At 45.7% G+C, this 21664-nt stretch carries 24 protein-coding genes and 1 other annotated feature; all 24 genes read left to right on the forward strand.

Features of this window, described 5'->3' with window-relative positions; genetic code table 11:
- The first annotated feature begins 20 nt into the window (after positions 1-20).
- The 24 genes from spoVE to K1I44_RS03615 all read left to right on the forward strand — a co-directional run bounded on the left by spoVE (position 21) and on the right by K1I44_RS03615 (position 21609).
- Positions 21-1121 carry a stage V sporulation protein E gene (gene spoVE, locus K1I44_RS03500; RefSeq protein ID WP_219985290.1) on the forward strand — a complete coding sequence of 367 codons (1101 nt, stop codon included), beginning with the start codon at positions 21-23 and terminating at the stop codon, positions 1119-1121.
- Between the two features lie 55 nt (positions 1122-1176).
- Complete coding sequence (gene murG, locus K1I44_RS03505) at positions 1177-2268, forward strand: undecaprenyldiphospho-muramoylpentapeptide beta-N-acetylglucosaminyltransferase (RefSeq protein ID WP_219985291.1); 1092 nt, start codon at positions 1177-1179, stop codon at positions 2266-2268.
- A gap of 40 nt (positions 2269-2308) precedes the next feature.
- Positions 2309-3217, forward strand: coding sequence for a UDP-N-acetylmuramate dehydrogenase (gene murB, locus K1I44_RS03510; protein ID WP_219985292.1), 909 nt, complete (start codon positions 2309-2311; stop codon positions 3215-3217).
- 131 nt (positions 3218-3348) lie between these two features.
- On the forward strand, positions 3349-4131 hold the full coding sequence (locus tag K1I44_RS03515) for a cell division protein FtsQ/DivIB (RefSeq protein ID WP_219985293.1): 783 nt from the start codon (positions 3349-3351) through the stop codon (positions 4129-4131).
- On the forward strand, positions 4094-4807 hold the full coding sequence (locus tag K1I44_RS03520; RefSeq protein WP_219985294.1) for a DUF881 domain-containing protein: 714 nt from the start codon (positions 4094-4096) through the stop codon (positions 4805-4807). Before K1I44_RS03515 ends, K1I44_RS03520 begins: the two co-directional genes overlap by 38 nt.
- Positions 4808-4877: 70 nt before the next feature.
- Positions 4878-5537 (forward strand): DUF881 domain-containing protein, encoded by a 660-nt coding sequence (locus tag K1I44_RS03525; RefSeq protein ID WP_219985367.1) that lies wholly within the window; start codon positions 4878-4880, stop codon positions 5535-5537.
- A gap of 5 nt (positions 5538-5542) precedes the next feature.
- Positions 5543-5902: a small basic family protein gene (locus K1I44_RS03530; protein WP_003395078.1), complete on the forward strand. Its 360-nt coding sequence runs from the start codon at positions 5543-5545 to the stop codon at positions 5900-5902.
- Positions 5903-5982: 80 nt separating this feature from the next.
- Entirely contained in the window at positions 5983-7263 is a 1281-nt protein-coding gene (gene ftsA / locus K1I44_RS03535; RefSeq protein ID WP_219985295.1) for a cell division protein FtsA, read from the forward strand.
- Between the two features lie 28 nt (positions 7264-7291).
- Positions 7292-8410, forward strand: a complete 1119-nt coding sequence (gene ftsZ / locus K1I44_RS03540; protein ID WP_003395073.1) for a cell division protein FtsZ — start codon at positions 7292-7294, stop codon at positions 8408-8410.
- 150 nt (positions 8411-8560) lie between these two features.
- A complete protein-coding gene (gene spoIIGA, locus K1I44_RS03545) occupies positions 8561-9439 on the forward strand; it encodes a sigma-E processing peptidase SpoIIGA (protein WP_219985296.1) in 879 nt (292 codons plus the stop codon).
- Positions 9440-9487: 48 nt separating this feature from the next.
- Complete coding sequence (sigE, locus tag K1I44_RS03550) at positions 9488-10207, forward strand: RNA polymerase sporulation sigma factor SigE (RefSeq protein WP_003395069.1); 720 nt, start codon at positions 9488-9490, stop codon at positions 10205-10207.
- A gap of 65 nt (positions 10208-10272) precedes the next feature.
- On the forward strand, positions 10273-11052 hold the full coding sequence (gene sigG / locus K1I44_RS03555; protein WP_219985297.1) for an RNA polymerase sporulation sigma factor SigG: 780 nt from the start codon (positions 10273-10275) through the stop codon (positions 11050-11052).
- Positions 11053-11158: 106 nt separating this feature from the next.
- A complete protein-coding gene (locus K1I44_RS03560; protein ID WP_219985298.1) occupies positions 11159-11401 on the forward strand; it encodes a YlmC/YmxH family sporulation protein in 243 nt (80 codons plus the stop codon).
- A gap of 69 nt (positions 11402-11470) precedes the next feature.
- Complete coding sequence (gene pgeF, locus K1I44_RS03565) at positions 11471-12274, forward strand: peptidoglycan editing factor PgeF (RefSeq protein WP_003395063.1); 804 nt, start codon at positions 11471-11473, stop codon at positions 12272-12274.
- A 4-nt stretch (positions 12275-12278) separates the two neighbouring features.
- Positions 12279-12962: a YggS family pyridoxal phosphate-dependent enzyme gene (locus K1I44_RS03570; protein WP_219985299.1), complete on the forward strand. Its 684-nt coding sequence runs from the start codon at positions 12279-12281 to the stop codon at positions 12960-12962.
- Positions 12963-13385, forward strand: a complete 423-nt coding sequence (locus K1I44_RS03575; protein ID WP_003395059.1) for a cell division protein SepF — start codon at positions 12963-12965, stop codon at positions 13383-13385.
- A 1-nt stretch (position 13386) separates the two neighbouring features.
- Positions 13387-13659, forward strand: a complete 273-nt coding sequence (locus K1I44_RS03580; RefSeq protein WP_003395056.1) for a YggT family protein — start codon at positions 13387-13389, stop codon at positions 13657-13659.
- Positions 13659-14432, forward strand: coding sequence for a YlmH family RNA-binding protein (locus tag K1I44_RS03585; protein WP_219985300.1), 774 nt, complete (start codon positions 13659-13661; stop codon positions 14430-14432). The genes K1I44_RS03580 and K1I44_RS03585 overlap by 1 nt, the downstream gene beginning before the upstream one ends.
- A 64-nt stretch (positions 14433-14496) precedes the next feature.
- A complete protein-coding gene (locus K1I44_RS03590) occupies positions 14497-15000 on the forward strand; it encodes a DivIVA domain-containing protein (protein ID WP_003395054.1) in 504 nt (167 codons plus the stop codon).
- A 45-nt stretch (positions 15001-15045) separates the two neighbouring features.
- Positions 15046-15259: a binding site (T-box leader), on the forward strand.
- A gap of 45 nt (positions 15260-15304) precedes the next feature.
- Entirely contained in the window at positions 15305-18058 is a 2754-nt protein-coding gene (ileS, locus tag K1I44_RS03595; protein WP_219985301.1) for an isoleucine--tRNA ligase, read from the forward strand.
- A gap of 75 nt (positions 18059-18133) precedes the next feature.
- On the forward strand, positions 18134-18622 hold the full coding sequence (gene lspA / locus K1I44_RS03600; protein ID WP_219985368.1) for a signal peptidase II: 489 nt from the start codon (positions 18134-18136) through the stop codon (positions 18620-18622).
- On the forward strand, positions 18597-19508 hold the full coding sequence (locus K1I44_RS03605) for an RluA family pseudouridine synthase (RefSeq protein ID WP_003395047.1): 912 nt from the start codon (positions 18597-18599) through the stop codon (positions 19506-19508). The genes lspA and K1I44_RS03605 overlap by 26 nt, the downstream gene beginning before the upstream one ends.
- Positions 19509-19661: 153 nt before the next feature.
- Entirely contained in the window at positions 19662-20198 is a 537-nt protein-coding gene (gene pyrR, locus K1I44_RS03610) for a bifunctional pyr operon transcriptional regulator/uracil phosphoribosyltransferase PyrR (RefSeq protein WP_219985302.1), read from the forward strand.
- Between the two features lie 118 nt (positions 20199-20316).
- Entirely contained in the window at positions 20317-21609 is a 1293-nt protein-coding gene (locus K1I44_RS03615; RefSeq protein WP_219985303.1) for a solute carrier family 23 protein, read from the forward strand.
- Positions 21610-21664 lie beyond the last annotated feature (55 nt).

Raw genomic sequence — 21664 nt, forward strand, 5'->3', positions numbered from 1 at the left:
GTAAATTGAGGTGTTCCGCATTGCATGGAAAAAAGTCTGCACCTGATTTTTTATTAATGCTCATCACGTTTTCGTTGTTGGCGATCGGGCTTATTATGGTGTATAGCGCAAGCGCGATTTGGGCTGACTACAAGTTTCACGATTCGTTTTTCTTTGCGAAGCGTCAGCTGCTATTTGCGGCGGTTGGTATCGTTGCGATGTTTTTTTTCATGAACATCGACTATTGGACGTGGCGAACGTGGGCGAAAGTATTGCTCATCGTTTGCTTCATTCTTCTCGTCCTCGTCTTAATTCCGGGCGTTGGCATGGTGCGCAACGGGTCGCGCAGCTGGATCGGCGTCGGTGCGTTTTCCATTCAACCGTCAGAATTTATGAAAATGGCGATGATTGCTTTTTTAGCGAAATATTTATCTGAAAATCAAAAAAAAATTGCGTCCTTTAAACAAGGATTGCTTCCATCGTTGTTGCTCGTGTTTGTTGCTTTCGGCATGATTATGTTGCAGCCGGATTTAGGAACAGGAACGGTGATGGTCGGCACGTGCGTCGTCATGATTTTTGTCGCTGGAGCGCGCATAAGCCACTTTGTGCTTCTTGGCCTGCTTGGATTGGTAGGGTTCGCAGGGCTCGTTTTATCCGCTCCGTATCGCATAAAGCGCATTACATCATTTTTGAACCCTTGGGAAGATCCGTTAGGAAGCGGTTTTCAAATTATACAATCGCTTTATGCGATCGGTCCGGGCGGTTTGTTTGGCCTCGGATTAGGCCAAAGCCGTCAAAAGTTTTTTTACTTGCCGGAGCCGCAAACAGACTTTATTTTTGCTATTTTAGCTGAAGAGCTTGGGTTTATTGGCGGCTCCCTCGTTTTGCTTTTATTTAGTTTATTGCTTTGGCGCGGCATTCGCATCGCTTTAGGGGCGCCGGATTTATACGGCAGCTTTTTAGCTGTCGGCATTATTGCGATGATTGCGATTCAAGTGATGATTAACATTGGGGTAGTGACAGGGCTTATGCCGGTCACAGGCATTACGCTGCCATTTTTAAGCTATGGTGGCTCGTCGTTGACGCTCATGTTAATGGCGATTGGCGTGTTGTTAAACATTAGTCGCTACGCGCGATATTAAAAGCTGACTTCATGGAAGTCAGCTTCTTCTGTTACTTTCGAGAGGGGGAAAACCGATGAAAATTGTAGTGAGCGGCGGTGGCACTGGAGGCCACATTTATCCTGCACTTTCTTTTATTCATGAAGTAAGAAAGCAACATCGTGATGTAGATGTATTATATATCGGAACGGAAAAAGGGTTAGAAAGTACAATTGTGCCGAGAGAAAACATTCCGTTTCATGCGATTGACATTAGCGGATTAAAACGAAGCGTTTCATTTGAAAATGTGAAAACGCTCATTCGTTTCATCACGAGCGTGCGCACATGTAAACAGTTGTTAAAACAATATAAACCGGACGTCGTGCTCGGTACGGGAGGCTACGTATGCGGCCCTGTCGTCTATGCCGCAGCAAAACTAGGTATACCGACGATCATTCATGAACAAAATAGCATTCCTGGGCTGACGAACAAATTTTTAAGCCGCTATGCGAATAAAGTAGCTATTTGTTTTGAGGAGACGAAGGAATATTTTCCACAAGAAAAAGTGGTGTTAACAGGGAACCCGCGCGCGTCAGAAGTCGTAGGAAAAGATGGACAGGAAGCAAAACGGTCGCTCGGATTAGCAGAGCAGAAAAAAACGGTGTTAATTGTCGGGGGAAGCCGAGGGGCGCGGCCAATTAACGAAGCGTTTTTACAAGTGCTTCATGAAGCGGAACAAAAACCGTACCAATTTTTATATGTTACAGGTGACGTTCATTATGATAAAGTAATAAAGGCGGTAAACGACGTCGGGAATCCAACGAACGTGATCATTCATCCGTTCATTCATAACATGCCAGAAGTGTTGGCAGGGGTAGATGTGATCGTCGCTCGCGCGGGCGCAACGACGCTTGCAGAAATTACAGCGTTAGGCATTCCAAGTATTTTAATTCCGAGTCCGTACGTGACGAACAACCATCAAGAAAAAAATGCGCGCGCGCTAGAGAAAAAAGGAGCGGCCATCGTTCGCTTAGAACATGAGTTGACAGGTGCACGCTTACTCGAAGATATCGACCGTATTTTATTAGATGAGCGAACGTTAGCAAGCATGAAAGAAGCATCGTTTCAATTAGGTATTCGCGACGCAGCGCAACGTTTATACCGCGTCATGGTGGAGACAATGTCATAGTTTGCATACGATATATGAAACAGGTAGAGGAGGTAACCCATTGGAAAAACTACGTGAAGAGCTACAACGAGCGAATGTTGGAACGGTGAAAGAAAACGAGCGAATGGCGAGCCATACGACAATGAAAATCGGTGGACCTGCTGATCTTTTCGTTGAACCGAAACATATAGATGGGTTAAAAAAGACGATCGACATCGTTCGGAAACATAACGTGCCGTGGCGTGCGATCGGTCGCGGTTCGAACTTGCTCGTACTAGATGGAGGAATTGAAGGCGTCGTCATTAAACTTGGCGAAGGATTAGACGACTTACAAATAAACGGGACAGAAGTGACGGTTGGCGGTGGCTATTCGCTTATTAAACTGGCGACCGTCATTAGTAAACAAGGATTGTCTGGACTTGAGTTTGCAGGTGGTATTCCGGGATCGGTTGGCGGGGCGGTATATATGAATGCGGGCGCTCACGGTTCAGACATGTCGCGTATCGTGAAAAAAGCGCAAATTTTATTTGAAGATGGAACGATTGAATGGTTAACGAATGAACAAATGGAATTTTCGTATCGCACGTCCATTTTACAAAAAAAACGGAAAGGCATTTGCGTTGCCGCAACGCTTGAAATGAAAAAAGGAAACCGCGACGAAATTGTCGCGGCGATGCAAAAAAATAAAGATTATCGCCGCGAAACGCAACCGTGGAACTATCCGTGCGCGGGAAGTATTTTTCGCAATCCGTTGCCGCATTACGCCGGACAGCTCATTGAAAAAGCGGGATTAAAAGGGTATGCGATTGGCGGGGCGAAAATTTCTGAACAACATGCGAATTTTATCGTCAATGCGGGTGGGGCAACCGCAAACGATGTGCTTCAGCTCATTGATTACGTCAAAAAGACGATTAATGATTTATATGGCGTTTCATTAGAAACAGAGGTTGAAATTATCGGGCGGAAGTAATACATTTTCCCCATCCTAATTTTTTCTATATTATGCTATAATGGAAGTGAAAACAATGAACTAACGGTTGCGAACGTGCGCCGTTAGTTTTCTTGTTATTTTGATTTGGTCCATCGACCGAGGTGGAGGACATGGGAAAAGGAAAAGTTGTCGTTCTTGAAGAACGTGTGCCAAAGTTAAAAGAGCAGCGAAGACAGCGTGCGAATCGCCAACTAATCATATACATTTCTTTATTTTTTATGCTTTTGTTAGGTGTCATTTATGCTCAATCGCCGCTTAGCAACGTCTCGGTTATCCACGTCGAAGGAAACAACCACGTTTCTTCTGAAGAAATTATTGAATTGAGCGGTGTGACGACAAACACGAGCTTTTGGAAAGTGAAAAAAGATGAGATTGAGCAGCGAATAAAGCAACATCCAGAAGTGAAAGAAGTGAGCGTGAAAAAACGAATCCCGAATCGCATCGACATCGCTGTCGTTGAACGAAAGCGCATCGCTTATATTTTGGACAACCATTCATTTTTGCCAATTTTAGATAACGGAAAAGTGTTAACGCACGTCAAGCAAGCTATTCCGAGCGATGCCCCAATTTTAATTGGGTGGAAAGAAGGAGAGGCTATTCAAGATATGGCTTCCCAGCTGGCCAACACGCCAAATTCGATTTTAAACCTCATCTCGGAAATTCATCATACCCCAAGCCCATCTGATCCAAGGCATATTACCGTCTATATGAATGACGGGATAGAAGTCAGTGCTACCATCGATCGTTTTGCGGAAAAAATCGTTCATTATCCTTCGATCGTTCGCCAGTTGCAGCCGGGGATGAAAGGTGTTCTTCATTTAGAGATGGGCACATATTTTAAGCCATACGAAACGGATGAAGGGAATGAAAAAACTGATGAAAATGAACGGTAGCCACGTCGTTTTATCGTTCGTTTGTTTAGTTTTAGGGTTTATGCTGGCGTTCTCTTATCAAATGACGAAAAAAGAAATAGCTAATCGCCAGCTTGAACGCCAATGGAATAAAGAATACGAATATCGACGACAGCTCATTGAACAACAAGAACAAAATCGAAAATTGCAAGCTCAATTGTTCGCTAAGCAGCAGCGCGTTCGCGCTATCGAAAAAGAGTTAGCGAGCGAAGAACAAGTTTATTTTAATCTTGTAGAAGATGCGGAACGGTTGCGCATGTATCTCGGAAAAGTGAAGGTAAAAGGAAAAGGAGTAGAAGTGACGCTAGCCGATGCTTCGTACATCCCTTCGGAAGCGAATGCCACAAACTATATTGTCCATGAGCAACACGTCTTTCAAGTCGTTAACGAACTATGGATTGCTGGTGCATCCGCTGTCGCCATCAACGGTCAACGGCTGTCGCATCGTTCATATATCGTTTGTAACGGCCCGGTGATCGAAATCGATGGCACGCAACATCCCGCTCCGTTTGTCATTCAAGCGATTGGAGACCCGAGCGTATTAATTCCGGCGTTAACGATCGCCGGCGGTGTGAAAGACCAACTGACGAGCGATCATATTGTTGTTGACATTGTGGAAAAATCGGAAATGACTATGGAACCGATCATGCAAAAATAAAAAGGAGGGGGCGAGGTTGACGCGGAGAACAACATGGTATTTTACGTTTGTGTCGCTCGTGATCGGGCTTATGTTGGCGATCCAGTTTCAAACGAGCAATGAGCCAAACGTGCGCGATACACGCGATATATGGGAAATACGACAAGATTTAAAAAAAGAACAAGAGCTACATGAACAACTGTTAACTGAAATACGAAAATATGAAGAAACGATTGAAAAATATGAACGGCAGCGAGCAGAGAGCAAGGGGGCTGTCCTTCGACAAACTTTGGAGGAATTAAAAAAAGAAGCGGGATTAACTGAAGTAGTCGGCGAAGGCGTCGTGCTTTATATCGAGCAAATGTATGATGAATCATACGTCGGTCCTATTCATGATACGGTGTCTGCAGATTTGCTTCGCCGACTCATGAATGAACTCAATATGTACGGAGCAGAACAGATGAGCATCGCCGGGCAACGCATCGTCAATACGACCGTCATTCGTGATATTAACGGGGTTACAAAAATCGATACATATCCGCTTCGATCCTTTCCGATTGAAGTGAAAGTCATCGCGGCGAATGTTGATAAGTTGTACAATCGATTAAAAGCATCGACGATTGCCGACGATTTTGCGCTTGAAAATTTACTCCTCACTATTTCAGAGCCGCAAAAGCGAGTCGTCATCCCTCCGTACGATGGAACGGTGCGCGTAAAACAAATGGAAGCAGTCGAAGAAGGTAGGAGGTGAACATGATGTGGCTTCCGTTGCTCGGTTTAGTGATCGGCATCTTGCTCGGATTGTTGACAGATTGGCGCATTCCGAGCGAATATTCCAACTACTTATCGATTGCGGTGCTTGCGGCGTTTGATACGCTGATCGGCGGCATTCGCGCTCATTTACAAAACATTTATGATGAACATGTCTTTGTATCTGGATTTTTTTTTAATATTATTTTAGCAACAAGTTTAGCTTTTCTCGGTGTGCATCTTGGTGTAGACTTGTATTTAGCAGCTGTATTTGCGTTCGGTGTGCGCCTGTTTCAAAACATCGCTGTCATCCGCCGAATTTTGTTAACGAAATGGTTAGAAAGCCGCCAAAAAAATCGTTTATAAAAAAGGGAATGCTGTTCGAATGTGGAATATAGTGTTGATATACATAGCAACGTTCATTTTGTAAAGGAGGTGCCAATAAAATGAACAGCAACGATTTTTATGTTAGTTTTGACATCGGTACATCGAGCGTGAAAGTGATCATTGGTGAAATGATGAACGATCAGCTAAACATTATCGGTGTCGGCAATGTGAAATCGCAAGGGCTGAAAAAAGGCTCAATTATTGATATAGATGAAACGGTGCAATCGATTAAACGAGCGGTTGACCAAGCGGAACGAATGGTTGGCGTAACGATTAAAGGCGCGATTGTCGGGATAAACGGCAATCACATTCAGCTTCAGCCGTGTCATGGAATTGTCGCTGTATCGAACGAGAATAAAGAAATTACAAATGAAGATGTCACGCGCGTCATCGAAGCAGCGCAAGTCGTTTCCATTCCTCCGGAGCGCGAAATTATCGACGTCATCCCGAAACAGTTTATCGTCGATGGACTAGATGGCATTAACGATCCGCGCGGCATGTTAGGCGTTCGATTAGAAATGGAAGGCATTATGATTACCGCATCGAAAACAGCATTACATAACGTGCTTCGCTGCGTAGAACGAGCAGGATTGCAAGTGCTTGACGTCTGCTTACAACCGCTTGCAGCAGCGTCTATCGCGCTGTCAAAAGACGAGAAAAACTTAGGCGTTGCGCTCATTGACATCGGTGGCGGTTCGACGACCGTTGCCGTGTTTGATCAAGGGTTTTTGCAAGCGACAACCGTCCTTCCGATCGGCGGAGAACATATTACAAAAGATTTGTCGATCGGCATGCGCACATCGACAGAAGATGCAGAGCGCATTAAACTTAAGCATGGACATGCTTTTTACGACCTCGCCTCCGACGAGGAAGTGTTTAGCGTTCCGATCATTGGCACCGACCAACAGCAACAGTTTAGTCAATTGGAAATTGCGGATATAATCGAAGCGCGTGTCGAAGAAATTTTACTCATGGCACAAACGGAAATTCGAAAACGCGGATTTCGCGATTTGCCGGGCGGCTACGTGTTAACGGGCGGAACGGTCAATATGCCGGGCGTGCTAGAACTGGCGGAAGCGATATTTGAAAATACGGTTCGTGTGGCGATGCCGGACTACATTGGCGTGCGCGATCCGCAATATACAAACGGTGTCGGATTTATTCAATTCGCCTATAAAAATGCGAAATTGCAAGGAAAGCAAGTGCCTGTTCTTCCTTCGGGAGCGGCAAGCGATTTCCAAGCGGAGAAAAAAGTGCATAAAGCGCCAGCGAAACCGAAACAAAAAGAACAACATTTAGGTCATAAAGTAAAGAAATTTTTCGGATACTTTTTTGAATGACAATTTGAATGGCTAGGAGGATTATGTCATGTTGGAGTTTGACACGACGGTTGATCAGTTAGCAACAATTAAAGTAATTGGTGTCGGCGGCGGGGGAAACAACGCTGTAAACCGCATGATTGAACATGGAGTGCAAGGCGTTGAATTTATTGCGGTCAACACGGACGCCCAAGCGTTAAACTTATCGAAAGCGCCAACGAAGTTGCAAATTGGAGCGAAATTGACGCGCGGATTAGGTGCTGGGGCAAATCCAGAAGTAGGAAAAAAGGCGGCGGAAGAAAGTAAAGAACAAATTGAAGAAGCGCTCAAAGGGGCAGATATGGTGTTTGTCACAGCCGGCATGGGTGGAGGAACAGGAACAGGCGCGGCTCCGGTCATTGCACAAATTGCGCGCGACTTAGGTGCGCTCACAGTCGGTGTCGTTACGCGGCCGTTCACGTTTGAAGGGAGAAAGCGTGCGATGCAAGCGGCAAGCGGCATTGCGGCGATGAAAGAAGCAGTGGATACGCTCATCGTCATTCCGAACGATCGTTTGTTAGAAATTGTCGATAAAAACACGCCGATGTTAGAAGCGTTCCGTGAAGCAGATAATGTGCTCCGTCAAGGTGTGCAAGGCATTTCCGACTTAATCGCTGTACCGGGGTTAATTAACTTAGACTTTGCTGATGTGAAGACGATCATGTCAAATAAAGGTTCAGCTTTGATGGGAATTGGCGTAGCGACGGGCGAAAATCGCGCGGCAGAAGCGGCGAAAAAGGCGATTTCAAGCCCGCTACTAGAAACGTCGATCGACGGTGCCCAAGGGGTGTTAATGAACATTACCGGCGGAACGAACTTAAGCTTGTATGAAGTACAAGAGGCGGCCGACATTGTCGCATCAGCGGCAGACCAAGATGTGAATATGATTTTCGGTTCCGTCATTAACGAAAACTTGAAAGATGAAATTATCGTCACTGTCATTGCGACAGGATTTAACGAAGAAATGAACCAAGCAAAAGCAACGCGGCAAGCGGTTGTTAAACCGAGTGTTAGCGCTAAACGCGAAAAAAAGGACGAGCCGATCGACTACTCGCCAACGCGCAGTCAACAAGTAGAAGATCCGCTCGATATTCCAGCCTTTTTGCGCAACCGCAACCGTCGCCGTTAAAAAAACGCTCACGACTCGTGGGCGTTTTTTTTATTTGAAGGGTTGCGATGGCGAGGCGCTTTTTTGACAAAATCTCTAAAGAAATGACGTCATCGTTTGACACACTTTCCTATTAGAAGTGCTATATACTAGTTTCAAGATAAGGAGGGGATGCCGCTGATTTATGCCGATCTCGTATGGTTATTAAATTTTTGCTTTGATGCGATGTTGCTATGGCTTGCGGCAATCATGTTAAAACGGCGCGTTCGCTTATGGCGGCTTATGCTTGCGGCGTTAGTCGGTTCGCTGCTCGCCTTGCTTGTTCTCACTCCTTTTGCTTATATCATGTCTCATGTCGTAACAAAGCTTATCATCTCTTTTTTTATCGTTTGGATTTGTTTTGGTTTTTATCGCTTTCGTTTTTTCATTGAAAATGTGCTTGCTTTTTATTTTGCAACATTTGTGATGGGAGGAGGCATGATCGCGTTTCACTTTTTGTTGCAAAGTGAAATGGGATCGACGTTGCATTCGGTTTCGATAAGCTGGTTGTTCGTCGTTGTGACGTTTCCAGCTTTATGGATGTTATCAAAAGCGCAAATGGGGACGATTCGCGAAAAAAAATTACGGTTTGAACATATCATTGATGTGCGCGTCACATGTTTTGGACAAACGGTGTTGTTAAAAGGATTAGTAGATAGCGGAAACCAACTACGCGATCCGCTCACGAGCGCTCCAGTGATGATCGTCGAATGGCAACCGTTCGCCCATATGTTGCCTGCCTCTGTTTTACAAATGATTCATGAACGTACGTACACAGATGATATACCGAACGAATGGGTTAGCCGCATGCGCTTCATCCCATATCGTGCCGTCGGCGTCGAACAGCAGCTGTTAGTTGCGATCAAGCCAGACGATGTGCAATGGTTAGACGACAAGCAATGGACGCCCGTCAACAAAGCGCTCATCGGCTTCTCCCGAGCGACGCTTTCTGCCGATGGAGAATATAACTGCATTGTTCATCCGCATATCGTCATGTCGCAAGCTTCGTAATTATTATTATCATACGGCCACATGCGCCAAAATAGAAGGAGGTTTTTTATGAAACTGTTCAAATTGCGCCTCATGTATGTATGGTACAAATTATTGAAAAAACTAGGTTTAAAAGCGGACGAAATTTATTACATCGGTGGAAGTGAAGCGCTTCCGCCACCATTGACAAAAGAAGAAGAAGAACTATTGTTAAAAAAACTTCCTTCCGGAGATGAAACGGCGCGTTCGCTATTAATTGAGCGCAATCTTCGCCTCGTCGTTTATATTGCGCGCAAATTTGAAAATACGGGCATTAACATTGAAGATTTAATTAGCATCGGCACGATCGGATTAATTAAAGCGGTCAATACGTTTAATCCAGAGAAAAAAATTAAACTTGCTACATATGCGTCGCGCTGTATCGAAAATGAAATTTTAATGTATTTACGGCGCAACAATAAAGTGCGATCTGAAGTATCGTTTGATGAACCGTTAAACATCGATTGGGATGGAAACGAATTGTTATTATCGGATGTACTAGGTACAGAAGATGATGTCATTACGAAAGATTTAGAGGCAAATATTGATCGTAACCTACTGTTTCGCGCCCTCGATCAATTAAGTGAACGCGAAAAACAAATTATGGAACTTCGCTTCGGATTAAGCGGGGGGGAAGAAAAAACGCAAAAAGACGTCGCCGATTTATTAGGTATTTCCCAATCGTACATTTCCCGTTTAGAAAAGCGAATTATTAAACGATTGCGAAAAGAGTTTAACAAAATGATGTAATGCATATTTTTCCCTTCAAAGGAGATACTGAAAGCTGACAGCATCTCCTGCAAGGAGGGAAAGACATGACAAGAAACAAAGTTGAAATTTGTGGCGTTGATACATCGAAACTTCCTGTACTAAAAAACGAAGAAATGCGTGAATTATTTCGGCAAATGCAAGCGGGGGATGTATCCGCACGCGAAAAGCTAATTAATGGGAATTTACGGCTCGTATTAAGCGTCATTCAACGATTTAACAATCGTGGTGAATATGTCGACGACTTGTTTCAAGTAGGCTGCATCGGACTTATGAAATCAATTGATAACTTTGACTTAAGCCAAAATGTTAAGTTTTCCACGTACGCTGTGCCGATGATTATCGGTGAAATTCGCCGATATTTACGAGATAATAACCCGATTCGTGTTTCTCGCTCGTTGCGCGATATTGCGTACAAGGCGCTTCAAGTTCGGGAAAAAATAATGACTGAAACAGCGAAGGAACCGACGGCAGAAGAGATTGCGAAAATTTTAGATGTTCCGCACGAAGATATCGTGTTTGCCCTAGACGCTATTCAAGATCCTGTTTCGCTATTTGAGCCGATTTACAACGATGGGGGCGACCCGATTTATGTCATGGACCAACTGAGCGACGAAAAAAACCGCGATACTCATTGGATTGAAGAAATTGCTTTAAAAGAAGGGTTGCGCCGCCTAAACGAACGAGAAAAAATGATTATTCGAAAACGATTTTTTCAAGGAAAAACACAAATGGAAGTGGCTGAAGAAATCGGGATTTCCCAAGCGCAAGTATCCCGTTTAGAAAAAGCTGCGATTAAGCAAATGAACAAAAACATTCAATGGTAATAGACGCCTCCATCGAAAACGGATGGAGGCTTTTTTGCGCATATGACTACAACGACCGGCTTGTGCATACATATAGGAGATAGAAACAAAAAAGGAGCGGAGAAACATGGTGAAAATTTCTGAATTACAACAAAAAGATGTCGTCAATGTCGCGAACGGAAAACGGCTTGGGCATATTGGAGATATCGATATTAACTTAACGACCGGCCAAATTGAGGCGATTATTATTATAAGGACAGGGAAAGTGCTCGGTTTATTCGGACGGGCAGATGAAATCATCATTCCGTGGAGAGATATCGTAAAAATCGGTGCAGATGTCATTCTCGTTCGATTAGATGGCGATGAATAATTCACGTTTTCGGCAAGGTGTGATAAAATAGGAAAAAAAGTGATAAAATTGTACAAAGGATGTCGAATGATGAATGAAATATTTCGCCAAGTGAGCGAACAATTGCTTTTGTTTGAAGGCTGGGAACATGTTACCGTTGCGTTTACAACGAGGCAAGGCGGGGTAAGCGATGAACCGTTCGCTACGTTAAATGTTGGCATGCATGTGGAAGATGATGAAGATGCGGTGTATAAAAATCGAACAATTGTTGCCGAAACGCTCGGTCTTTCGATTGAGCGATGGGTGTGCGCACATCAAGTGCATGGCGTGCATATAGAGAAAGTGACGAAAGCGCATGCCGGCAAAGGAGTGCGCACGTACGACACCGCGTTGCCGCATACAGACGGGCTTTATACGAACGAGCGACAATTAACTTTAGCGCTTTGTTTTGCGGATTGTGTTCCGCTTTACTTTTTTGCGCCAAGCAAGCAGCTCATTGGGGTAGCCCACGCTGGCTGGAAAGGGACAGTCCATAACATCGCTGGACAAATGGTGAAACGGTGGGAAGAAGAAGGCGTCGCTCCCCAACATATTCATGTTGTGATCGGTCCATCGATCGGCCGATGCTGTTACGTCGTCGATGATCGCGTCATCACATTCGTTCAAAAGGCGCTAGCCAATTGCTCTCCATCTCTTTATAATGAAACAAGTAGGGGACAGTATGCGCTTGATTTAAAAGAAATGAATAAACAGCTGTTGCAACAAGCTGGGGTGCCGATTCAACAAATAGCTGTTTCATCGTATTGCACAAGCTGTGAGCGATCATTATTTTTCTCCCACCGTCGCGATGGTGGAAAGACAGGGAGAATGATGGCGCTTATTGGCTGGAGGTGATCATATGTCTGTGAAGCAACGTTTACAAACGATTCAATACGACATTGCCGAAGCGTGTGAAAAAACAGGACGAAGCGTATCCGATGTGCAAATTGTGGCGGTGACGAAATATGTGAGCGTCGCACGCGCAAAAGAGGCGGTGGAAGCTGGGATCGTTCACTTAGGTGAAAGTCGTGCGGACGGCTTTTTGCACAAATATGAGGCGATCGGAAAACAAGCAACGTGGCACTTCATCGGCACGCTACAATCAAGAAAAGTGAAACAAGTCATTGATTACGTCGATTACATTCATTCGCTTGACCGCCTTTCGCTAGCGGAAGAAATCGATAAGCGAGCCAATCGGACGATCAAATGTTTTGTGCAAGTGAATGTTTCAGGCGAGCAGTCGAAACATGGATTAGCGCCGGAAGACGTATTGCCGTTTATTGAAACGTTATCTGCTTTTTCACGCATTCAAGTTGTCGGATTAATGACGATGGCGCCATATACGGATGATGAAGCGACGATTCGCCGCTGCTTTCGGACGTTGCGTGAACTAAAGGAACGCGTGCAAGAAAAACAATGGTCGCACGCCCCTTGTACAGAGTTGTCGATGGGCATGTCAAACGATTACGTCATCGCGGTGGAAGAAGGGGCGACGTTCATCCGACTTGGTACAAGTCTTGTAGGCGAAGAGGAGGTGGAATAAATGGGATTTGTAAAAAAAATTCGCGACTTTTTCGACTTAGATGAGGAAAAATGGGAAGAGGATGAATACGAGCAAGAGGAAGTCGTGCAACAACCGAAAGCTGAACAAAAGCAAAATGTCGTCAGTTTACAAAGCGTGCAAAAATCTTCGAAAGTCGTTTTATTTGAGCCGCGCGTGTATGCAGAAGTGCAAGAAATTGCCGATCATTTAAAAAATCGGCGCGCCGTCGTCGTCAACGTTCATCGCGTCGACCGCGATCAAGCGCGCCGCATCGTCGACTTTTTGAGCGGAACGGTATATGCGATTGGTGGAGATATCCAACAAGTAGGCTCGACAATTTTTTTATGCACGCCAGATAACGTCGATGTGAGCGGTTCAATTTCGGTCGTATCGGACGATGACTCAACGATAAAGAGGTGGTAAAATGTATCAAATTGCAAATGTTGTTGTGACAATTATTCAAGTATATTCGTATGCGATTATTGTTTACATTTTAATGTCTTGGTTTCCAAATGCGCGCGACACAAAAGTCGGGCAGTTTTTCGCTACCATTTGTGAACCATATTTAGAGCCGTTTCGTCGCTTTATTCCACCTATCGGCATGATCGACATTTCCCCAATTGTCGCCTTGCTTGTTTTGCGTTTTGCAACAGCAGGTGTTTATGGGTTATTAGATATGATCAGCAGAGGGTTATAATGAACATTTATCAACATTTTCGTAAAGAAGAGCATCATTTCATTGACCTTGTGTGCGAATGGAAACGGCTCGTGACTATGCAATATCGTCTAAAACTTACCCCGTTTTTAGATCCGCGCGAGCAACAAATCGTTCGCACCGTCGTCGGACATCACGATGACGTGAACGTATCGTTTTTTGGCGGGTGTCCTCTTGCTGAACGGAAGCGAGCGCTTTTATATCCGCCGTACATCGAACCGACAGAAGATGATTTTGAACTGACGTTATTTTCTGTCCGCTATCCGAAAAAATTTGTAACGATTGAACATCGCGACGTACTTGGCGCGCTTTTATCGCTCGGTGTGAAGCGCGAGAAGTTCGGCGATATTGTCATTGCCGATGACGTCGTTCAGTTTGTTGTCGCCTCCGATATCGCTCCGTTTGTGAAGATGAATATGACGTCGATTCGCAACGCTTCTGTCTCATTGCAACAACGACCGTTGTCGGAGATGCGCGTCGTCGCTGAAACGTGGGAAGAAGAGACGATTACTGTACCTTCCCTTCGCCTCGACGCTGTGCTCGCGCAAACGTTTCGTCTGTCACGTCAAAAAGTGCAGACGCTTATTGAACAAGGATGGGCAAAATTGAACTGGAAAGTTGTCGATGAGCCGTCTGCTGAATGTCGAGAAGGCGACTTATTATCGCTTCGGCAACATGGGCGCTGCCGTTTGCAGACGATTGCAGGGCAAACGAAAAAAGAAAAGTGGCGCATCGTTGTCGAAAAAACGAAATAAAAGCAGGATTTTCGCAAAACATGTCGAATAGCCATGGTACGTACATAAGATGGAGGTGGACCACATGCCGTTGACGCCGTTAGATATTCATAATAAGGAATTTAGCCGAGGTTTTCGCGGATATGATGAAGATGAGGTAAATGAATTTTTAGACCAAGTCATTAAAGACTATGAAATGGTGTTGCGTGAAAAAAAGCAGCTCGAGGAAAAAGTAAAGGAGCTAACAGAAAAGCTGAATTACTTCACAAACATTGAAGAGACGCTCAATAAATCAATTTTAATCGCACAAGAAACCGCCGAAGAAGTGAAGCGAAACGCACAAAAAGAGGCGAAGCTCATCATTAAAGAAGCGGAGAAAAACGCCGACCGCATCATTAGCGAAGCGCTCGCGAAAACGCGGAAAATTTCAATGGAAGTCGAAGAATTAAAGCGACAAGCGAAAGTGTTTCGCAACCGCTTCAAGATGTTAATTGAAGCGCAGCTCGATATGTTAAACAGCGGTGACTGGGATCATTTATTAGACTACAAGCTTGACGATGAAGCGATACAAGAAATAACGGAGTCTTGACGAGCGGCATCGTTATTGCCTATAATATCGAATACAGTTATACATGGAAAAACGATGAAGGGGACAGTAGTTCTTTCATCAGCTTATTTCAGCGAGCCGAGGGCGGTGGAAGCTCGGCATAAGCGAAAGAATGAAGATCACCCCGGAGTTCCGTGCCGAACATAAGTAGGCCACGGCGCGTCATTCCCGTTACGAATGTCGAGTGGACTATTGTACATAGTCAATAAGGGTGGTACCGCGAGACCTTCTCGTCCCTTTTGGGCATGAGAAGGCTTTTTTTATTGACATAAAAGGAGGTATAGTCATGGACTACAAAGATACGTTACTCATGCCAAAAACCGATTTTCCGATGCGAGGCAATTTGCCGCAACGTGAACCGCAAATACAAGCGAAGTGGGAAGAAATGGACATTTACCGTAAAGTGCAAGAGCGCACGAAAGATCGGCCGCTTTTCGTGTTGCACGATGGACCGCCGTATGCGAACGGCGACATTCATATGGGGCATGCGCTCAATAAAATTTTAAAAGATTTTATCGTGCGCTATAAATCGATGAGCGGCTACTGTGCACCGTACGTGCCGGGATGGGATACGCACGGCTTGCCGATTGAAACAGCATTGACGAAAACGAAAGGCGTCAATCGAAAAGAAATGAGTGTCGCCGAGTTTCGCAAGCTGTGCGAACAATATGCGTACGAGCAAATCGACCGCCAGCGCGAACAATTTAAACGGCTTGGTGTGCGCGGTGATTGGGATAACCCTTACATTACGTTAACGCCAGCATACGAAGCACAACAAATTAAAGTGTTCGGTGAAATGGCGAAAAAAGGACTCATTTATAAAGGGCTAAAGCCAGTATATTGGTCGCCATCAAGCGAATCCGCGCTTGCCGAAGCGGAAATTGAATATAAAGATAAACGTTCACCGTCGATTTACGTCGCCTTTCCTGTGAAAGACGGAAAAGGTGTGCTTGATGGCGATGAAAAAATCGTCATTTGGACGACGACACCATGGACGATTCCAGCGAACTTAGGAATTGCTGTGCATCCACAGTTGCAATATAGCGTCGTTGAGGCAGATGGTGGCAAATACGTCGTTGCATCGGAGTTATTACAATCGGTACAAAAAGAAATCGGCTGGGAACATGTCAATGTATTAAAAACAGTAAAAGGAAGCGAACTTGAATACGTCGTGGCGAAACATCCGTTTTACGATCGTGACTCGCTCGTCATTTGTGGCGAACACGTCACAACGGATGCAGGAACAGGTTGTGTCCATACCGCTCCGGGCCACGGGGAAGATGACTTTGTCGTCGGACAAAAATACGGCTTAGGCGTTCTTTGCCCTGTCGATGAGCGCGGCTATATGACAGAAGAAGCGCCAGGGTTTGCCGGCATGTTTTACGACGATGCGAACAAAGCGATTACTGAAAAACTGCAAGAAGTTGGAGCTCTGTTAAAACTATCGTTTATTACGCACTCGTATCCGCACGACTGGCGCACGAAGCAACCGACCATTTTCCGTGCGACAGCGCAGTGGTTTGCGTCGATTGATAAAATTCGCGAGCAATTGTTGAAGGCGGTGGAAGAAACGACATGGGTGCCAGCGTGGGGCGAAATTCGCATTCATAACATGATTCGCGATCGCGGCGACTGGTGCATTTCGCGACAACGCGCATGGGGTGTACCGATTCCGGTCTTTTATGCAGAAAATGGCGAGCCAATTATTACAGACGAAACGATTGAGCACGTATCGAACTTGTTCCGTCAATACGGATCAAACGTCTGGTTTGAACGGGAAGCGAAAGATTTACTTCCAGAAGGATTTACGCACCCAGGCAGTCCAAACGGTCGCTTTACGAAAGAGACGGACATTATGGACGTATGGTTTGACTCCGGCTCTTCTCATCAAGCGGTATTAGAAGAACGCGATGATTTACAACGTCCAGCAGACCTTTATTTAGAAGGATCAGACCAATACCGCGGCTGGTTTAACTCGTCGCTATCGACAGCGGTTGCCGTCACAGGCAAAGCGCCGTATAAAGGTGTGCTAAGCCACGGATTCGTATTAGATGGCGAAGGACGGAAAATGAGCAAATCGCTCGGCAACGTCGTCGTGCCAGCAAAAGTGATGGAGCAGCTTGGTGCCGACATTTTGCGCCTTTGGGTTGCGTCGGTCGATTATCAAGCAGACGTGCGCATTTCCGACAACATTTTAAAACAAGTGGCAGAAGTGTATCGTAAAATTCGCAATACGTTCCGTTTTATGCTCGGCAACTTATTCGATTTCAATCCAACAGAACGCGTTGCGATCGACGAGTTGCGCGAAGTTGACCGCTATATGCTTGTGAAATTAAATCGTCTCATCGAAAAAGTAAAACAAGCATATGAAACGTACGAATTTGCGACGATTTATCATGAAGTGAACAACTTCTGTACCGTCGATTTAAGCGCGTTTTACTTTGACTTTTCGAAAGATGTGTTGTACATCGAGGCGGCAAATAGTCATGAACGCCGTTCGATTCAGACGGTGTTGTATGAAACGCTTGTGGCGTTAACGAAACTTGTTGCGCCAATTTTACCGCATACGGCAGATGAAGTATGGTCGTACATCCCGCACGTGAAAGAAGAAAGCGTACAGCTTGTTGATATGCCAGAGGCGGTGCATATCGATGATGCCGATCGCATCGTCGCAAAATGGGATGCGTTTATGGAACTGCGCGACGAAGTATTAAAGGCGCTAGAAGTGGCGCGTAGCGAAAAATTAATCGGAAAATCGCTCACTGCGCACGTCGTTTTATATCCGACAGAAGAGGCGAAAGCGCTCATCGACTCCATTAAAGAAGATATGAAACAATTGTTAATCGTTTCCGCGTTTTCGATTGGTGGCTCATTTACAGAAGCACCGAGCGAGGCGCAAACATTTACGAAAACAGCGATTGTTGTTAAACAAGCGGAAGGAAAAACGTGCGCACGTTGCTGGGTCGTTACACCGACAGTCGGCGAACATGCTGATTACCCAGAGCTATGTCCACGTTGTGCGACAATTGTCAAGCAATAACACTAATCCCCCCTCTCTTTCAAGGGGGGATTGTTTATGATACAATGAAAAAGAATTTCGTCTTGGAGGGGTATGATGGTATATTATTTGCTTGCTTTTGTCGTCATTTTGCTTGATCAATGGACGAAGTGGCTTGTCGTTCGCTATATGGAATTAGGGGAAAGCATTCCGATCATTGAAAACGTGTTATATATGACGTCACATCGTAATCGCGGCGCAGCATGGGGCATGTTGCAAGGACAATTTTGGTTGTTTTATATCGTTACGGTTGTCGTTGTCGTCGGCATCGTCATATACATTCAACGCTTGCAGCCTACGCAGCGGTTGTTTGGCGTTGCGCTCGGGCTCATGCTTGGCGGAGCGCTTGGCAACTTTATTGACCGCGTCTTTCGGAAAGAAGTCGTCGATTTCATTCATGCGTACATATTTAGTTACAGCTTTCCGATTTTCAACGTTGCTGATGCCGCGTTAACGATTGGTGTCGCGCTCATGTTTATTTACACATGGATCGAAGAAAAACAACGAAAGGGAATGAGCGATGGAGCAAATTCAACTCACAATTGAAGATCAACATGACGGAGAACGAATCGATAAAGTGATTGCCGAATTAAACGAGCAATGGTCTCGTTCTCAAGTGCAACAATGGCTAAAAGAAGGGCACGTCCTCGTCAACGGAAAGGCGGTGAAGCCGAACTATAAGTGTCACGTCGACGATGAAGTGACGATCTCTATTCCGGATCCTGAACCGCTTCATGTCGAACCAGAACATATTCCGCTTGACATATATTACGAAGATGCGGACGTATTAGTTGTCAATAAGCCGCGCGGCATGGTCGTCCATCCTGCGCCAGGGCATATGCGCGGAACGCTTGTGAATGCGTTGCTCGCCCATTGTAAAGACCTTTCAGGCATTAACGGCGTGTTGCGTCCAGGCATTGTGCACCGCATCGATAAAGATACGTCAGGCTTGTTAATGGTGGCTAAAAACGATCTCGCCCACGAATCGCTCGTCAATCAGCTTGTAAACAAAACGGTTACGCGCAAATACGAAGCGATCGTTCACGGTGTTATTCCGCACGATTATGGGACAATTGATGCCCCGATCGGACGCGATCCGCGCGATCGGCAAAGCATGGCGGTTGTTGAGAACGGGAAGGAGGCGGTGACGCATTTCCGCGTGCTTGAACGATTTGACCATTATACGTTCGTCGAGTGTCAGCTCGAAACAGGGCGAACGCATCAAATTCGCGTCCATATGAAATATATTGGCTACCCGCTCGCAGGCGATCCGAAATACGGTCCGCGCAAAACGTTACCGCTTGATGGACAAGCGCTTCATGCCGGGGTATTAGGTTTCCATCATCCACGCACGGGCGAATATATGCAGTTTAAAGCCCCGCTCCCTCATGAATTTGAACGATTGCTCGATATGTTGCGAAATAATCGTTGACAAATGAAAACAGGAAACGTAAAATGAATTCAAGTGAACAAGAACCTTTAAGTTCAGTCCCGTGAGGCTGAGAAGGTGTCGGATATAGGTGACGTATGCCTACATGTACCCTCTCGCCAAACGGTGAGAGGGTTTTTGTATGGAGGTGAAATGATGCAAAAGGCAGTTGTATTGGACGAACAAGCGATTCGACGCGCATTGACGCGCATCGCCCATGAAATTATTGAACGAAATAAAGGGATTGACGGCTGTGTGCTTATCGGCATTAAAACGCGTGGCATTTACTTAGCGAAGCGGTTAGCCGAGCGCATTGAACAAATTGAAGGAACAGCCATTCCTGTCGGCGAGCTAGATATTACGTTATACCGCGATGATTTAACGGTGAAAACAGTTGATCGTGAACCGCTCGTCAAAGGAACAGACGTCCCGTTTTCTGTGACGAATCAAAAAGTCATTTTAGTCGACGATGTGTTATTTACTGGTCGAACGGTGCGCGCGGCGATGGATGCCGTCATGGATCTCGGCCGTCCGGCGCAAATTCAACTGGCTGTTCTCGTCGACCGCGGCCATCGCGAATTGCCGATTCGTGCTGATTTTGTCGGCAAAAACATTCCGACATCGAGCTCGGAAATGATTGTCGTCGAGTTAAAAGAAGTCGATGACACGGATCAAGTGAGCATACATGAATAAAGCACCCTTTTTAAAGGCAGTCCAGCGAGGCTGACAAAGGGGAACGGTTTTTTACACCCTCTTTGTGCCTTCGTACGGACAAAGAGGGTTTTTTATATAAATAGAAAAAGGAGAGAGAATGATGAAACCGGTATTAGACGTGAAAGATGTCCCTTCGTTCGGGCAACTCATTTCGCTTAGCTTACAACATTTATTCGCGATGTTTGGCGCAACGATTTTAGTTCCGTATTTAGTCGGGCTAAGTCCAGCTATGGCGCTTATTTCAAGTGGACTCGGCACGCTCGCCTTTTTAATCGTCACAAAATGGCAAGTGCCAGCTTATCTTGGTTCGTCGTTCGCGTTCATTACGCCAATCATTGCAGCGAAAGCAGCGGGCGGACCGGGTGCGGCGATGATCGGCAGCTTTTTAGCGGGGCTTGTGTACGGCATCGTCGCTTTAGCGATTAAAAGAGCGGGCTATCGCTGGATTATGAATTTATTGCCGCCGATCGTTGTCGGTCCAGTCATTATCGTCATCGGACTCGGGTTAGCGAACGTTGCCGTCAGCATGGCGATGAACGGCCCAGATGGAACATATAGTTTAACGCACTTTTCTGTGGCGATCGTGACGCTTGCAGCAACCATTATGTTCTCGATTTTATCGCGAGGAATGTTTAGCCTCGTCCCTGTATTAATGGGCATTATCGTCGGCTACGTGTACGCGCTAGCGATCGGCGTCGTCGATTTATCAGGAGTGGCGAAAGCAAAATGGCTTGAAATGCCAGACTTCCTCTTGCCGTTCGTTCATTACGACGTGCGCATTACGCTCGACATCGTATTGCTTATGGTTCCTGTGGCGATCGTGACGCTGTCTGAACATATCGGCCACCAGCTCGTGTTAGGCAAAGTTGTCGGTCGCAACTACATTAAAGAGCCAGGCTTACATCGCTCCATTTTCGGTGACGGATTAGCGACGATGATTTCTGCGCTCATCGGCGGCCCACCGAAGACGACGTACGGAGAAAATATCGGCGTATTGGCGATTACGCGCGTATATAGCGTATACGTGTTAGCCGGTGCAGCTGTCCTTGCGATCGCCTTCGGATTTTTCGGCAAAGTGACGGCGATCATCAGTTCGATTCCAACGCCGGTCATGGGCGGCGTATCGATCTTGTTGTTCGGAATTATCGCTTCCTCTGGTTTACGCATGCTTGTCGATAGTAAAATCGACTTTGGCGATAAGCGAAACTTAGTCATTTCATCCGTCATTCTCGTCATCGGCATCGGGGATGCGGTCGTAAAAGTATCGGAGCAATTTGAAGTGCACGGCATGGCGCTTGCGGCGATTACAGGCATCGTATTAAATCTCATTTTACCAGGCCGTCCGAACATGAACGATAGCACATATGAACAACATCATGATGTCGCATAATGCACCTTTTAAATGAAGTCCAGCGAGGCTTACAAAGGTGCGAGGAGGAGGACAT

It is taken from the genome of Anoxybacillus sp. ST4 (assembly GCF_019448545.1).
In the GTDB taxonomy this organism is placed as follows: domain Bacteria; phylum Bacillota; class Bacilli; order Bacillales; family Anoxybacillaceae; genus Anoxybacillus; species Anoxybacillus pushchinoensis.

Excerpts from the sequence above, each read along its gene's own strand:
- lspA (WP_219985368.1), top strand. The coding sequence starts at position 18,134 with ATGGTATATTATTTGCTTGCTTTTGTCGTCATTTTGCTTGATCAATGG.
- pgeF (WP_003395063.1), top strand. The coding sequence starts at position 11,471 with ATGAATGAAATATTTCGCCAAGTGAGCGAACAATTGCTTTTGTTTGAA.
- K1I44_RS03520 (WP_219985294.1), top strand. The coding sequence starts at position 4,094 with ATGAAGGGAATGAAAAAACTGATGAAAATGAACGGTAGCCACGTCGTT.
- K1I44_RS03515 (WP_219985293.1), top strand. The coding sequence starts at position 3,349 with ATGGGAAAAGGAAAAGTTGTCGTTCTTGAAGAACGTGTGCCAAAGTTA.
- K1I44_RS03560 (WP_219985298.1), top strand. The coding sequence starts at position 11,159 with ATGGTGAAAATTTCTGAATTACAACAAAAAGATGTCGTCAATGTCGCG.
- K1I44_RS03605 (WP_003395047.1), top strand. The coding sequence starts at position 18,597 with ATGGAGCAAATTCAACTCACAATTGAAGATCAACATGACGGAGAACGA.
- K1I44_RS03580 (WP_003395056.1), top strand. The coding sequence starts at position 13,387 with ATGTATCAAATTGCAAATGTTGTTGTGACAATTATTCAAGTATATTCG.
- K1I44_RS03585 (WP_219985300.1), top strand. The coding sequence starts at position 13,659 with ATGAACATTTATCAACATTTTCGTAAAGAAGAGCATCATTTCATTGAC.
- K1I44_RS03590 (WP_003395054.1), top strand. The coding sequence starts at position 14,497 with ATGCCGTTGACGCCGTTAGATATTCATAATAAGGAATTTAGCCGAGGT.
- ftsA (WP_219985295.1), top strand. The coding sequence starts at position 5,983 with ATGAACAGCAACGATTTTTATGTTAGTTTTGACATCGGTACATCGAGC.
- ileS (WP_219985301.1), top strand. The coding sequence starts at position 15,305 with ATGGACTACAAAGATACGTTACTCATGCCAAAAACCGATTTTCCGATG.
- K1I44_RS03575 (WP_003395059.1), top strand. The coding sequence starts at position 12,963 with ATGGGATTTGTAAAAAAAATTCGCGACTTTTTCGACTTAGATGAGGAA.
- sigE (WP_003395069.1), top strand. The coding sequence starts at position 9,488 with ATGAAACTGTTCAAATTGCGCCTCATGTATGTATGGTACAAATTATTG.
- pyrR (WP_219985302.1), top strand. The coding sequence starts at position 19,662 with ATGCAAAAGGCAGTTGTATTGGACGAACAAGCGATTCGACGCGCATTG.
- K1I44_RS03530 (WP_003395078.1), top strand. The coding sequence starts at position 5,543 with ATGTGGCTTCCGTTGCTCGGTTTAGTGATCGGCATCTTGCTCGGATTG.
- K1I44_RS03615 (WP_219985303.1), top strand. The coding sequence starts at position 20,317 with ATGATGAAACCGGTATTAGACGTGAAAGATGTCCCTTCGTTCGGGCAA.
- spoIIGA (WP_219985296.1), top strand. The coding sequence starts at position 8,561 with ATGCCGCTGATTTATGCCGATCTCGTATGGTTATTAAATTTTTGCTTT.
- K1I44_RS03525 (WP_219985367.1), top strand. The coding sequence starts at position 4,878 with ATGTTGGCGATCCAGTTTCAAACGAGCAATGAGCCAAACGTGCGCGAT.
- murG (WP_219985291.1), top strand. The coding sequence starts at position 1,177 with ATGAAAATTGTAGTGAGCGGCGGTGGCACTGGAGGCCACATTTATCCT.
- ftsZ (WP_003395073.1), top strand. The coding sequence starts at position 7,292 with ATGTTGGAGTTTGACACGACGGTTGATCAGTTAGCAACAATTAAAGTA.
- K1I44_RS03570 (WP_219985299.1), top strand. The coding sequence starts at position 12,279 with ATGTCTGTGAAGCAACGTTTACAAACGATTCAATACGACATTGCCGAA.
- sigG (WP_219985297.1), top strand. The coding sequence starts at position 10,273 with ATGACAAGAAACAAAGTTGAAATTTGTGGCGTTGATACATCGAAACTT.